The 12,641-nt window shown below is 66.3% G+C and carries 16 protein-coding genes; 14 read left to right on the top strand and 2 right to left on the bottom strand.

Annotated elements, in window-relative coordinates; translation table 11 throughout:
- Positions 1-12: 12 nt before the first annotated feature.
- The 4 genes from AC4ELH_RS16905 to AC4ELH_RS16890 all read left to right on the top strand — a co-directional run bounded on the left by AC4ELH_RS16905 (position 13) and on the right by AC4ELH_RS16890 (position 3,128).
- Positions 13-537 (top strand): NUDIX hydrolase, encoded by a 525-nt coding sequence (locus AC4ELH_RS16905; protein WP_064959324.1) that lies wholly within the window; start codon positions 13-15, stop codon positions 535-537.
- A gap of 55 nt (positions 538-592) precedes the next feature.
- On the top strand, positions 593-2,017 hold the full coding sequence (locus AC4ELH_RS16900; RefSeq protein ID WP_064959325.1) for an NAD(P)/FAD-dependent oxidoreductase: 1,425 nt from the start codon (positions 593-595) through the stop codon (positions 2,015-2,017).
- On the top strand, positions 2,014-2,343 hold the full coding sequence (locus AC4ELH_RS16895; RefSeq protein ID WP_064959326.1) for a cupin domain-containing protein: 330 nt from the start codon (positions 2,014-2,016) through the stop codon (positions 2,341-2,343). The genes AC4ELH_RS16900 and AC4ELH_RS16895 overlap by 4 nt, the downstream gene beginning before the upstream one ends.
- Positions 2,344-2,420: 77 nt before the next feature.
- A complete protein-coding gene (locus AC4ELH_RS16890; RefSeq protein ID WP_064885186.1) occupies positions 2,421-3,128 on the top strand; it encodes a TetR/AcrR family transcriptional regulator in 708 nt (235 codons plus the stop codon).
- A gap of 4 nt (positions 3,129-3,132) precedes the next feature.
- On the opposite strand, the gene AC4ELH_RS16885 is transcribed toward AC4ELH_RS16890, so the two are convergent.
- Positions 3,133-3,834, bottom strand: coding sequence for a TetR/AcrR family transcriptional regulator (locus tag AC4ELH_RS16885; protein WP_498885519.1), 702 nt, complete (start codon positions 3,832-3,834; stop codon positions 3,133-3,135).
- A gap of 54 nt (positions 3,835-3,888) precedes the next feature.
- Here AC4ELH_RS16885 and AC4ELH_RS16880 point away from each other — a divergent pair, with 54 nt between their 5' ends.
- A complete protein-coding gene (locus tag AC4ELH_RS16880) occupies positions 3,889-4,554 on the top strand; it encodes a DUF2306 domain-containing protein (RefSeq protein WP_498885517.1) in 666 nt (221 codons plus the stop codon).
- Here the strand turns inward: AC4ELH_RS16880 and AC4ELH_RS16875 are convergent.
- The gene (locus AC4ELH_RS16875; RefSeq protein WP_064959328.1) at positions 4,537-5,082 is read right to left on the bottom strand and encodes a TetR/AcrR family transcriptional regulator; all 546 of its coding nucleotides are present in this window, start codon (positions 5,080-5,082) and stop codon (positions 4,537-4,539) included. The genes AC4ELH_RS16880 and AC4ELH_RS16875 overlap by 18 nt on opposite strands.
- Positions 5,083-5,160: 78 nt before the next feature.
- On the opposite strand from AC4ELH_RS16875, the gene AC4ELH_RS16870 reads away from it, so the two are divergent.
- From AC4ELH_RS16870 to rpsH, 9 genes are all read left to right on the top strand, one after another.
- Complete coding sequence (locus AC4ELH_RS16870) at positions 5,161-6,393, top strand: MFS transporter (RefSeq protein WP_498885514.1); 1,233 nt, start codon at positions 5,161-5,163, stop codon at positions 6,391-6,393.
- A gap of 64 nt (positions 6,394-6,457) precedes the next feature.
- Complete coding sequence (locus tag AC4ELH_RS16865; protein WP_498885512.1) at positions 6,458-8,833, top strand: arylsulfatase; 2,376 nt, start codon at positions 6,458-6,460, stop codon at positions 8,831-8,833.
- Positions 8,834-8,836: 3 nt separating this feature from the next.
- A complete protein-coding gene (locus AC4ELH_RS16860; protein ID WP_498885510.1) occupies positions 8,837-9,535 on the top strand; it encodes a hypothetical protein in 699 nt (232 codons plus the stop codon).
- Between the two features lie 36 nt (positions 9,536-9,571).
- Positions 9,572-10,447: a formylglycine-generating enzyme family protein gene (locus AC4ELH_RS16855; protein WP_498885508.1), complete on the top strand. Its 876-nt coding sequence runs from the start codon at positions 9,572-9,574 to the stop codon at positions 10,445-10,447.
- Positions 10,448-10,702: 255 nt separating this feature from the next.
- A complete protein-coding gene (gene rplN, locus AC4ELH_RS16850; protein ID WP_003883432.1) occupies positions 10,703-11,071 on the top strand; it encodes a 50S ribosomal protein L14 in 369 nt (122 codons plus the stop codon).
- Positions 11,071-11,388: a 50S ribosomal protein L24 gene (gene rplX, locus AC4ELH_RS16845; RefSeq protein ID WP_003883431.1), complete on the top strand. Its 318-nt coding sequence runs from the start codon at positions 11,071-11,073 to the stop codon at positions 11,386-11,388. The genes rplN and rplX overlap by 1 nt, the downstream gene beginning before the upstream one ends.
- A complete protein-coding gene (rplE, locus tag AC4ELH_RS16840) occupies positions 11,388-11,951 on the top strand; it encodes a 50S ribosomal protein L5 (protein ID WP_055109951.1) in 564 nt (187 codons plus the stop codon). Before rplX ends, rplE begins: the two co-directional genes overlap by 1 nt.
- A 4-nt stretch (positions 11,952-11,955) precedes the next feature.
- Entirely contained in the window at positions 11,956-12,141 is a 186-nt protein-coding gene (locus AC4ELH_RS16835) for a type Z 30S ribosomal protein S14 (protein ID WP_003892855.1), read from the top strand.
- A 99-nt stretch (positions 12,142-12,240) separates the two neighbouring features.
- Entirely contained in the window at positions 12,241-12,639 is a 399-nt protein-coding gene (gene rpsH / locus AC4ELH_RS16830) for a 30S ribosomal protein S8 (protein ID WP_029106887.1), read from the top strand.
- Positions 12,640-12,641: the final 2 nt, after the last annotated feature.

The following is a 12,641-nucleotide window of genomic DNA, read 5'->3' as shown; positions in this document are numbered from 1 at the left end:
TAGCGTGAAGCCGTGACCGACGAACTCGTCTCCGTATATGACGCCGACGGCAATGCGGTTGGTGCGGAGCCCCGTTCACGGGTGTACGCCGAGGGGCTCTGGCACGCGAGCGCCGGCGTGCTCGTTCGTTCGACGGACAGCACCCGGATTTACGTGCACCGGCGCACCATGACCAAGGCGGTGTTCGCCGGAATGCACGATTGCCTGGCCGGCGGCGTCGTCGACCCGGGGGAGACGCCGCTGCAGGCCGCAACCCGGGAACTGGCCGAGGAACTCGGCATCAGCGGCCCACCGTTGACGGCACTGGCATCGACGGCCTGGGACGGGCAATGGGCCGGTAAACCCATGCGCTGTCACCTGTATGCGTTCGAGGCGCGCTGGGACGGCCCCATCCGCCATCAACCCGAAGAGATCGTGGACGGATGGTGGTGGACCGATGGGGAACTCGCCGCGCACCTGGCCGATCCGGCCTGGCCGTTCGTGCCCGACACGCGGGTGTTGATCCCGCAGCTGCTGCGCTTACGTCAACACCGTTGAGCTAGTGCGGGAAATCCTTCTTACTGGTGTCACATCACCCGTCGAGGAAGAACCCGTGCAAACCGCATTTGAACGAAACGCTCCTGCTGTGAGCCTCGTTGATCACTCACTGGCCAACACCGTATTGCAGCCGTTCTGGCTCGACGACATGCCGGATCAGCCCAACTACCCGGTACTGACCAGCGCGTCGTCGCACTACGACCTCGTCGTGGTCGGCGGTGGGTACACCGGGCTGTGGTCGGCGTTGCTGGCCAAGCAACGGAACCCCGGTATCCGGGTTGCCGTCGTCGAAGGGCAGACGATCGGTTGGGCGGCATCGGGGCGCAACGGCGGGTTCGTCGAGTCCTCGCTCACCCACGGCGTCGAGAACGGCCGCAGCCGATGGCCCGACGAGATCGACGTTCTCGACCGGCTCGGCGTGGAGAATCTCGACGCCATCGAGAAGACTGTCGATACGCTGGATCTGGACTGCGACTTCGAACGGACCGGGTCGATCGCGGTCGCGGTTGAGCCGTACCAGGCCGCCGAACTGGCCGACGCCGCGCTGCGGCCGGATCAGGTGTACTTCGATCAGCGGGCCATCCGCGACGAGGTGAACTCACCCACATACCTGGCCGGGGTGTGGTCGAAGGATGCTGCCGCGCTGGTCCATCCCGCCAAGCTCGCGAGTGAACTCGCCCGTGCCGCAGGTGCACTCGGCGTGGACATCTATGAGTACAGCAAGGTGCTGGGGCTCGATCAGAATCGTCGCGGTGGATCACTGTCGGTGCGCACCGAGCGCGCGTCTGTGCATGCCGACCGAGTCATCCTGGCGACGAACGGCTTTCCGTCGCTGCTCAAGCGCTACCGCTACCACACAGTGCCGGTCTACGACTATGCGTTGATGACCGAACCGCTGACCGATTCCCAGCTGGCCGAAATCGGTTGGAGCAACCGGCAGGGCATCAGCGACATGTCGAACCAGTTCCACTACTACCGGTTGTCCAAGGACAACCGCATCCTATGGGGCGGGTATGACGCGATCTATCACTTCGGTGGACGGATCCGGCCTCAGTACGAGGACCGCGACGCCACTTATCGGCGCCTCGCCGGTCACTTCTTCACGACGTTCCCGCAACTTGAGGACGTCAGCTTCAGCCACCGCTGGGCCGGCGTGATCGACACCTCGACGCGGTTCTGTGCGTTCTTCGGCTCCGCCTATGGCGACCGCGTCGGATACGCCGCCGGTTTCACCGGGCTCGGTGTGGCGGCAACGCGTTTCGCGGCTGAGGTCATGCTCGACCGCTTCACCGGTAAGCCGACTCCGCGCACCGAGCTCGAAATGGTCAGGTCCATGCCCCTGCCGTTCCCGCCGGAACCGTTGGCATCGGCCGGGATTCAGGCCACGCGCTGGTCGCTGGACCGCGCCGATCATCGCCAGGGCCGTCGCAACGTCCTGCTGAAGGCACTCGATTCCGTGGGGCTTGGGTTCGACTCGTGAGCATCCCGGTCAACATCGCAGCGCTGGCACTGGAGCACGCCCCGCTTCCTGACGAGTTGGTCGTGGACGGAACGCCGACGACAGGGCATCGCGACCTGACCACGCTGTCGGACGTGACGATCGGGGTCTGGGAACACACGCCAGGGGTTTCCCGCGACGTGGAAGCAGACGAGGTGTTCGTCGTTCTCAGCGGTGATGCGACCGTCGCCTTCGACGACGGTTCCCCGGCTGTCGATCTGCGTCCGGGCAGTCTGGTCAGGTTGCACGAAGGGCAACGCACCATCTGGACGGTCCGCGAGACGCTGCGAAAAGTCTTCGTCGCATAGCGTTCCTGCGCGTCAGGCGCGACGACGTCGCACAATGGCACGAGGGCGTTGACGTAAGCGCGAAGAAGGCAGTGCCGATGGGCAGAACGTTGAAGTCTGAATCGCCGAAGCGACGGCGGCGGCAGACGAAGCAGGGCGTGGTGTTGTCCGAGGAGCTCATCGTCGAGGCCGCTCTGCGCGTGTTGCAGTACCACGGTGCCGCCGGTCTGACGGTCAGGCGCCTCGGTCTCGCGTTGGGAGCTGATCCGACCGCGCTGTACCGCTACTTCCGCGGTATCGAGGACGTGGTGCTCGCCATCACCGACGAGTTGCTGCGACGCGTGGCCGAAGGGTGGGAACCGACGGGGCAGTGGCGCGACGACATGCGGGAACTCGGGCTGCGCGTGCACCGCGTCTACCTGGAATATCCGCAGGCCGGGGTGCTTGCCGCGAGCCGGGTGACCGGCGGTGCCCACGAGATCCAGATCATCGAGACGGTTCTGGGGCTACTGAGGTCGGCCGGGTTCCCCGAGCGGGAAGCTGTCGACGTGTATCACGCCTTCATCGACCAGATGCTGGGGTTCGCGGCGCTCGACGCCGCCTTCGAGGCCTTGCCGGCCGAACACCGCGAGCGAGACGACGAGACGTGGCGCGACACCTACTCGCAATTGCCGGCCGAGACGCACCCGAACATCGCCGCCACCAGCCGCCTTCTCGATGAGTCGATGCGGCGGAGCGGGTGTGAATCGGCCCTGGAGCTCTTGCTGGACGGCATCTCGCTGCGACTGGACCGCTTGCGCGCCTAGCCGGTCAGCCCGCTTTCGCGGCGATGCCGTCCAGCAATTGATCCAGCCCCGAACGGAATTCGGTCATCTGGTCGTCGTCGGGCTGATTGAGTGCGCCGGCGTCGATCGCGGCTGCCAATGCCGGAAACCGGGCCGGGGTCACCAACCGGCGGAGCAGGGCCGGGTACTCGCTTTCATCGACGTTGCCGGCCTCGATGGCCAATGCCGCCGACCCGCGGGTGAATATCAGCACGGCGAGGACCGCGGTCAGCTTTTCGCGTTCTACCAGTGCCGTGCCGGACAGGGCGGCCAGCCCGGCGTCCAGCCACGCGAGCTGGCCGGGATCCGCCGGCAGGCCGCCGGACGCGGCCTGCAGGATCCATGGATGGCGGTGGTAGACACGCCATAGTCCGTCTGCCCAATTCGTCAGTGCGCCACGCCAATCCGTGCCGTCGGGGGCCGAAGGCGGTGGGCCGGGCCCGGCGGCGAGCATGAACGTCACCAGCTCGTCCTTGTTGGCCACGTGGCGATACAACGACATGGTGCCGCACCCGAGCCGCTCGGCCAGCCGCGCCATCGACAGGGCGGCGAGCCCGTCGGTGTCGGCGAGTTCGATGGCAGCGGCAACGATCGCGTCCCGGGTGAGTCCACGCGCCCGCCGCGGCGCCGCGTCAGGTTCCCAGAGCAGGCGCAACACGCGGGGGAGTGGGGTGTCGGGGCCGGTCATCAACGCTCAGAGTAATCAGTGACATCCGGATGCGTATGCCATACCCTGATGCGTATGGCATACGCATCAAAGCGCTCCACCCGGCTGTCGGCGGCGCTGGCGGTCGTGGTCGTGGGGTTTCTCGCGTATTCGCTGCCCCCTTACCTCTCCGGTGGCACGCGGGTGCAGTCCACATTCGGGCTGCACTACCCGCTGCTGGTCGCGCACGTCCTGCTCGCGAGCGTGGCGATGGTGTGCGCGGTCGCGCAGATCTGGCCGGGCCTGCGCCGTCGACATCCGGTGCTGCACCGGCGTACCGGACGTGTCTACGTCGCGACGGCCATCCCGGCGGCCGTCTGCGCGGTGGTGATCGGGGCGGCGACTCCGTTCGGCCCCATCCTGGCGCTCAGCAACGTGACGCTGGGAGCGCTTTGGCTCTGGTTCACCGTCGACGGATTCGTCGCGGCGCGGCAACGCCGGTTCGCCGCCCATCGGCGACAGATGCTGCGCAGCGCCACGCTGGCACTGTCGATCATCACCAACAGGATCTGGGCGCCCGTGGTGTACCTGAGTTTCCAGCCGTTGCGCGACAGTGCCTTCGGTGGCGACGAAGACCGATATATGTGGTTGGTCGCGGGGGTGGTCGGATGGCTGGGCTGGACGATTCCGCTCTTGCTGCTGCAGGCGTGGCTGCGACGGCAACCGGCTCAGGTCACTGGTCGGTCATCGAGTGGCGTCTGAGTTCGCCGTGATCCGATCGATGATTGCCAACAAACCGTCGTCCGGCTCGGCCTCTGTCACGTGGCCGCCCAGGGCGCGGTGCAGCGCGCTGTAATACAGACCGTCGCCGATCAGCTTTACCGCACGGGCCACATCGAGGTCGCCGAGCGCGTCGTGTAGGAGGTTCAACCAGTCCGCCGAGACCGTCTCGATGACCGAGCGGGCGTGGTTGTCGCCTGCCTGCTGCAATCGCGACACCGCCACCAGGGTTCGATCGAGTGGCGTGCCGGCGTAATGCGATGACCGGATGTAGTACCGGGCCGGCCCGTCGGGAGCCGTCCGCATCTGTGCAACGTCGTCGGCCGCCAACGTCAGCAGTCGGTCGCACAGCGCGTCGGCGAGCCGGTCCTTCGATGGAAAGTGGTAAAGCAGACCGCCTTTCGATACGCCCGCTTTTGCGGCCACCGCGTCGAGGGTGGCATAGCGCTCGCCTTCGACGGCAAGTACATCCTCGTAGGCATCGAGGATGCGGTCCCGCGACGAAGCCATTCCGAGAGCTTACGACAACGCTGTGGAACTGTACCGTCTGGACGGTATAGTTTGGCCGGGTCACGTCGGTCGAGTCACATGGAGAAGCTGGTCATGCGGGTGTATCGCGACGTGCTCCGGGCGCCGGGGGTGCTGAACGTGACGGCTTCACAGCTGTTCGCCCGCCTGCCGCTGGGCATGCTCAATCTGGCGATCCTGCTGCACGTCCAGTCCCAGACCGGGTCCTACGCACTGGCCGGCGCCGCGGTGGCATGCCTCAGTATCGGGGAAGCGCTGGCGATGCCTCTCACCGCGCGCCTTGCAGGCCGTGCCATGGTGCTGACCCTGATCGTTGCGGCCCTGACGAACAGCGCCGCCATGCTGGCGTTGGCATTCGCCGGTGGCGCCCCGTCACTGGTGCTGATGCTCGGGTCGCTCGTCGGCGCATCTGTACCGCCGCTGATGCCGGTGGTCCGAGCGCTCTACCCGCAGCTGGTGCCGAGCGACGGGGTCCGGGCGTTGTTCGCGTTCGACACCACCGCACAGGAACTGATCTGGGTTGCCGGCCCAGTTGCCACGACCTTCCTCGCCTCTGCGCTGTCGACCGCGATCCCGCTGGTGGCGTCCGCGGTCGTCACCGTGGTCGGCACCGGGTGGTTTCTGCTGGGCGCCAGGCAACTTCGGCCGCGCACGGGCAAAGGTGCATCCGCATTCGGCCGGGTGATCGCCAACCGGACGGTCATCCTCGCCATGGCCACCAGCCTTGCGCTGGTCGCCTCCTTCATGGCCTTGGAGGTCGGCATCGTCGCTGCCCTCGGACGCACCGGCGTCACCGCCGGTCTCGCGATCGCGGTGGCCAGCGTGGGATCTCTCATCGGCGGCTTGGTGTTCGGGCACCGGCGATTTGGGCTCGCCGGGCTTGTGACGGCATTGGGAATCGTGGCCGCCGGAACGGCCGTGTTCGGCCTCGTCGACAACCTCGCGCTGCAGTTCTGCGCTCTGTTCGTATCGGGACTGGGGTTTGCGCCGGCGATGTCCGCGTTGTACCTCACGGTGTCGCGGGAGATCGAAGAGCACTCGGCGGCCGAGGCGTTCGGTTGGCTCAACAGTGCGGCACTGGTGGGCGGGGCGGCGGGTACCGCCGTTGCCGGCGTGGCCGCCGACGCGCACGGCGCATCTGGGGCCGTAGTGGTGTCGGCAGTGCTGGCGACCCTGGCCGCCTGCAGTCCCATCGTGGCTCGGATGGCCGGTCCGCTAAGAGGTCTCAGCGATGAACCGGATACCGCAATTTGCCGGTCGGCTCCGTCAGTTTCCCCGATAAACACCAGCTAGCAGGTGTAACCTCCTGCGCGATCAGTCTTACCGGTGCCGAATCGCCAACCGGAGTGAGGTCGCCATGGCTACCGCTTTCAACTCAGCGTTCAACTCACAGTTCAACGGCAAGATCGAACTGGACATCCGGGATTCCGAACCGGACTGGGGCCCCTTCGCGGCGCCCACTGCCGTCGAGGACGCGCCGAACGTGCTGTATCTGGTGTGGGACGACACCGGCATCGCGACGTGGGACTGCTTCGGTGGCTTGGTCGACATGCCCGCGATGAGCCGCATCGCCCAACGCGGAGTGCGGTTGTCGCAGTTCCACACGACTGCGCTGTGCTCGCCGACCCGCGCCTCGCTGCTCACCGGACGTAATGCCACGACGGTCGGGATGGCCACCATCGAGGAGTTCACCGACGGATTCCCCAACTGCAACGGGAGAATTCCGTACGAGACCGCCCTACTGCCGGAGGTGCTCGCCGAGAACGGATACAACACCTACTGCGTCGGCAAGTGGCATCTGACACCGCTGGAGGAGTCGAACCTCGCTGCCACCAAACGGCATTGGCCGTGTTCGCGAGGGTTCGAACGGTTCTACGGATTCATGGGCGGCGAGACCGATCAGTGGTATCCGGACCTGGTGTACGACAACCATCCGGTCGATCCGCCCGCGACTCCTGAGGAGGGCTACCACCTCTCGCAGGACCTGGCCGACAAGACCATCGAGTTCATCCGGGACGCCAAGGTGATCGCCCCGGACAAACCGTGGTTCACCTACCTGTGTCCGGGGGCCGGCCACGCCCCGCACCATGTGTTCAAGGAGTGGGCCGACCGCTATGCCGGGCGGTTCGACATGGGTTACGAGGCCTACCGCGACATCGTGCTGGAGAACCAGAAGCGGCTCGGCATCGTGCCGCCCGACACCGAGCTGTCGCCGATCAACCCCTATGCGGATGTGAAGGGGCCCAACGGAGAACCTTGGCCCGTGCAGGACACCGTCCGGCCGTGGGAGTCGTTGTCGGACGACGAGAAGCGGTTGTTCGCCCGGATGGCAGAGGTGTTCGCCGGGTTCCTGTCCTACACGGACGCCCAGATCGGCCGCGTGTTGGACTTCCTCGAGGAGACAGGGCAACTCGACAACACGATCATCGTGGTGATCTCCGACAACGGGGCCAGTGGAGAGGGCGGGCCGAACGGCTCGGTCAACGAGACGAAGTTCTTCAACGGCTACATCGACACCGCTGAGGAAGGGCTGAGGTTCATCGATCGGCTGGGATCGCCCGAGACCTACAACCACTACCCGATCGGCTGGGCGATGGCGTTCAACACGCCCTACAAGCTGTTCAAGCGCTACGCCTCGCACGAGGGCGGAATCGCCGACACCGCAATCATCTCCTGGCCCAACGGTATTGGCTCCCACGGCGCAGTACGTGACAACTACATCAATGTCTGCGACATCACCCCGACCGTCTATGACCTGCTCGACATCACACCGCCGGCGACTGTGCGCGGGGTTCCGCAGAAACCGCTCGACGGCGTGAGTTTCAAAGTGGCACTGGATAACCCGGACGCGCCGACAGGCAAGGAAACCCAGTTCTACACCATGCTCGGCACCCGGGGCATCTGGCACAAAGGGTGGTTCGCCAACACCGTGCATGCCGCGACCCCGTCGGGCTGGTCCCACTTCGACACCGACCGCTGGGAGCTCTTCCACATCGAGGCCGACCGGAGCCAGTGTCACGACCTGGCCGAGGAACAGCCGGACAAACTCGCCGAACTCACCGCGTTGTGGTTCAGCGAGGCCGACAAGTACAACGGGCTGCCCCTGGCCGACCTCAACATCCTCGAGACCATGACCCGCTGGCGGCCGTACCTGGTCGGCGAGCGGACGAGATACACCTACTACCCGCACACCGCCGAGGTCGGGTTGGGTGCGGCCGCCGAACTGCGCGGGCAGTCGTTCACGGTGCTCGCCGACGTCACCGTGGACAGCACCGACGCGCAGGGCGTGTTGTTCAAACAGGGCGGCGCACACGGCGGCCACGTGCTGTTCCTCGCCGACGGCCGACTGCATTACGTCTACAACTTCCTCGGTGAGCACGAGCAGACGTTGGTCTCACCCGATCCGATCCCGTTGGGACGGCACATCTTCGGTGTGCAGTACCGGCGGGCCGGCACTGTCGAGGGCAGCCACACCCCGCTCGGCGACACCGCGCTGTACGTCGACGACACCGCGGTCGCCGAGTTGGCGGGGATGCAGACCCACCCCGGCATGTTCGCGCTCGCCGGGGGTGGCATCTGCATCGGCCGCAACACGGGATCGGCGGTGTCACAGCAGTACCGGGCACCGTTCGCCTTCACCGGCGGCACCATCCGGCAGGTCACCGTCGACCTGTCCGGCGAGCCGTATCAGGACCTCGAACGCGGACTCGCAGCCGCTTTCGCCAAGGACTGATCGATGAACCCGATGGCGATGGGTGTCGGTGCACTGGCTGTCGTCGCGATGGTGGGTTGCGGCAACGGCGGCCCCGTCAACAGCCCGGTCGCCCCCGCCACCACCGTGGCGGCACCGGCCACGACCGCTCCCGCGGTGACCACCTCGTCGAGCCGGCCCGCACCCGAATTCGCCCTGCCCGCCTACGGCGTCGAACCCACGACCAGGCGGGCACTGGCCTCCGGTGAGATCACCTGCCCACCCCCGGGCGGACCGACCGTCACGGTGCGCAGCCCGGCGCCCGGTTCACCGACGCTCACCGTCGGGATACCCGACGGGTTCACCGAGGTGGCACCGCATGAGGAGACCGTGCGGCTGGCCGGACCGGCCGGGGTGACAGCCGAGATCGGTCTCACCCCGACCACCGCGGACGCGCAGAACGCCTTCGATCAGTACAGCAACGAGCGCGTCGCGAAGTTCTCCATCAACAGCGTCAGCGTGCTGCCCGGAGACCTGTGCGGCTACAGCGGGCAGAAGCTGATGGGCGTCCTGGCCGACCGGCCGGGCAAGGGCATCCGGTACGCCGACCGGATCGTTCACGTGTGGACCAACGGCGGCGACTTCCTGGCCGCCGTGCGCGTCGAAGCCCCAAGTGGCACCGCGGAATTCGACCAGGCCAGTTCGGCGCTGCTCGCCGACTTCGGCATCACCATGCCGGGCTGAGCCGACCGATGGCCGGGCGCGACTAGCCTCGGTGGCGTGGCCACCGAACTCATCGAGCTTCCCGGCGGGACCTTCCGGATGGGCTCGACGGCGTTCTACCCCGAAGAAGCCCCTGTGCACGCCGTGACCGTCGGTGCGTTCGCCATCGAACAACATCCGGTCACCACTGCCCAGTTCGGCACGTTCGTCGAGGCCACCGGATACGTGACGGTCGCCGAACGGCCGATGGACCCCGCGTTGTATCCCGGTGTGGACGAGGCGGACCTGGTGCCCGGCGCCCTGGTGTTCAGACCCGCCGAGGGCCCGGTCGACCTGCGGGACTGGCGACAGTGGTGGGACTGGGCGCCCGGCGCCAACTGGCGTCGGCCCTTCGGCCCCGACCGCGAGCCCGCCGCACCGGACCACCCCGTCGTGCAGGTCGCCTATCCCGATGCGGCGGCCTACGCCGCCTGGGCCGGCCGCCGGCTGCCCACCGAAGCCGAGTGGGAGTACGCCGCCCGCGGGGGAGTCGAGGGCACCTACGCCTGGGGTGACGAGGTCACCCCAGGCGGAGCGCTCATGGCCAACACCTGGCAGGGCCGGTTCCCGTATCGCAACGACGGCGCGCTGGGCTGGCGTGGCACCTCACCGATCGGAAGCTTCCCGGCCAACGCGTTCGGCTTGGCCGACATGATCGGCAATGTGTGGGAGTGGACCACCACCCGATTCGCCGGACATCACCGGCCGGATGCCGACGCGCCGGCGTGCTGCCCACCGCCCGCGGACCCCGATCCGATGGTGAACCAGGTGCTCAAGGGCGGTTCGCACCTCTGCGCGCCGGAGTATTGTCACCGCTACCGCCCGGCCGCGCGATCACCGCAGTCACAGGACAGCTCGACCACCCACATCGGGTTCCGCTGCGTGACGAGCTGACCCCGCGACGCACTCACGCCGAGTGTGCGTGCAGATCGCGTTTCAGCCCGCAGATGCGATCTCACCGCACGTTCGGCGAGCAGATCTGCGGCGATTTGGTGCATTCGCCGTGCTCACCTACTATGTAGGGGTTGCCTTGGGCAGACCTCGGTTGACTGCTGTTTAAGAGTCGGCCCTGCGTGCCCTTCGGTAACAAAGACCGCGCACGTCCAGGTCGGTATCTGGCGTGCATACAAATCCAGGTCAGGAGATCGAGTGATTCAGCAGGAATCGCGGTTGAAGGTCGCCGACAACACGGGCGCCAAGGAGATCTTGTGCATCCGCGTGCTCGGTGGCTCATCGCGACGCTACGCCGGCATCGGTGATGTCATCGTTGCGACCGTCAAGGACGCCATCCCCGGCGGCAACGTCAAGCGCGGCGATGTCGTCAAGGCCGTCGTGGTCCGCACCGTCAAGGAGCGTCGCCGCGCCGACGGCAGCTACATCAAGTTCGACGAGAACGCGGCCGTCATCATCAAGGCCGACAACGACCCGCGCGGTACCCGCATCTTCGGGCCGGTCGGCCGCGAACTGCGCGAGAAGCGCTTCATGAAGATCGTTTCGCTGGCGCCGGAGGTTTTGTGATGAAGGTCCACAAGGGCGACACCGTTCTGGTGGTCTCGGGCAAGGACAAGGGCGCGAAGGGCAAGGTCATCGAGGCCTACCCGACCCGCGACAAGGTTCTGGTCGAGGGCGTCAACCGGATCAAGAAGCACACTGCCCAGTCGCAGAACGAGCGTGGCGCATCGTCGGGTGGCATCGTCACCCAGGAAGCCGCCATCCACGTGTCCAACGTGATGGTGGTCGATTCCGACGGCAAGCCGACTCGTGTGGGTTACCGCGTCGATGAAGAGACCGGCAAGAAGGTCCGCATCGCCAAGACCAATGGCAAGGACATCTGATGACCGCACCAGAAAAGGTTCAGCCCCGCCTGAAGCAGCGCTACCGCGAAGAGATCCGCGAGGCGCTCAACAAGCAGTTCGAGTTCGACAACGTCATGCAGATCCCCGGCGTGGTCAAGGTTGTCGTCAACATGGGTGTCGGTGACGCCGCCCGTGACGCCAAGCTGATCAACGGCGCGGTCGCCGATCTGGCCTTGATCACCGGCCAGAAGCCGGAGATCCGCAAGGCCCGCAAGTCCATCGCACAGTTCAAGCTGCGCGAGGGCATGCCCATCGGCGCGCGCGTCACGCTGCGCGGCGACCGGATGTGGGAGTTCCTGGACCGGCTGATCTCCATCGCCCTGCCCCGTATCCGCGACTTCCGCGGCCTCAACGGAAAGCAGTTCGACGGCACCGGTAACTACACCTTCGGCCTCAACGAGCAGTCGATGTTCCACGAGATCGACGTCGATTCCATCGACCGTCCCCGCGGTATGGACATCACCGTGGTCACCTCGGCGACCAACGACGACGAAGGCCGTGCGCTGCTGAAGGCGCTGGGCTTCCCCTTCAAGGAGAACTGAGCACATGGCAAAGAAGGCGCTGGTCCACAAGGCCAACAAGAAGCCCAAGTTCGCGGTTCGCGCGTACACGCGGTGCAACAAGTGCGGTCGCCCGCACTCGGTCTACCGCAAGTTCGGGCTGTGCCGCATCTGCCTGCGCGAGATGGCGCACGCAGGTGAGCTGCCCGGTGTGCAGAAGTCCAGCTGGTAATCCAGCCGGCATCTGCGCAGTAGACCACACAGACCAATCCAAACAGGTTGCGGAAGGCCCTGAACAGGGAACCGCCGCGAGGAAGGTGAGCCGGTTGTCATGACGATGACTGACCCGATCGCAGACTTCTTGACACGTCTGCGCAACGCCAATTCGGCGTATCACGATGAGGTGACCCTGCCCCACTCGAAGATCAAGGCGAACATCGCCGAGATCCTCAAGAAAGAGGGCTACATCTCCGATTACCGCACCGAGGATGCCCGCGTCGGCAAGTCCCTGGTGGTGTCGCTCAAGTACGGCCCCAGCCGTGAGCGCAGCATCGCCGGGCTGCGTCGCGTGAGCAAGCCCGGTCTGCGGGTTTACGCAAAGTCCACCAATCTGCCTCGGGTGCTCGGCGGCCTGGGCGTGGCGATCATCTCCACGTCCTCGGGCCTGCTCACCGACCGTCAGGCGGCACGAAGCGGCGTGGGCGGCGAAGTCCTCGCCTACGTGTGGTGAGG

Source organism: Mycobacterium shunyiense (genome assembly GCF_058270075.1).
The sequence above is the reverse complement of the archived record's forward strand: the minus strand, read 5'-3'. Positions and strand labels throughout refer to the sequence as shown.

Excerpts from the sequence above, each read along its gene's own strand:
- AC4ELH_RS16835 (WP_003892855.1), top strand. The coding sequence starts at position 11,956 with ATGGCAAAGAAGGCGCTGGTCCACAAGGCCAACAAGAAGCCCAAGTTC.
- AC4ELH_RS16885 (WP_498885519.1), bottom strand. The coding sequence starts at position 3,834 with ATGACCGGCCCCGACACCCCACTCCCCCGCGTGTTGCGCCTGCTCTGG.
- AC4ELH_RS16890 (WP_064885186.1), top strand. The coding sequence starts at position 2,421 with ATGGGCAGAACGTTGAAGTCTGAATCGCCGAAGCGACGGCGGCGGCAG.
- rplX (WP_003883431.1), top strand. The coding sequence starts at position 11,071 with ATGAAGGTCCACAAGGGCGACACCGTTCTGGTGGTCTCGGGCAAGGAC.
- AC4ELH_RS16870 (WP_498885514.1), top strand. The coding sequence starts at position 5,161 with ATGGAGAAGCTGGTCATGCGGGTGTATCGCGACGTGCTCCGGGCGCCG.
- AC4ELH_RS16875 (WP_064959328.1), bottom strand. The coding sequence starts at position 5,082 with ATGGCTTCGTCGCGGGACCGCATCCTCGATGCCTACGAGGATGTACTT.
- AC4ELH_RS16880 (WP_498885517.1), top strand. The coding sequence starts at position 3,889 with ATGGCATACGCATCAAAGCGCTCCACCCGGCTGTCGGCGGCGCTGGCG.
- rpsH (WP_029106887.1), top strand. The coding sequence starts at position 12,241 with ATGACGATGACTGACCCGATCGCAGACTTCTTGACACGTCTGCGCAAC.
- AC4ELH_RS16865 (WP_498885512.1), top strand. The coding sequence starts at position 6,458 with ATGGCTACCGCTTTCAACTCAGCGTTCAACTCACAGTTCAACGGCAAG.
- rplE (WP_055109951.1), top strand. The coding sequence starts at position 11,388 with ATGACCGCACCAGAAAAGGTTCAGCCCCGCCTGAAGCAGCGCTACCGC.
- AC4ELH_RS16860 (WP_498885510.1), top strand. The coding sequence starts at position 8,837 with ATGAACCCGATGGCGATGGGTGTCGGTGCACTGGCTGTCGTCGCGATG.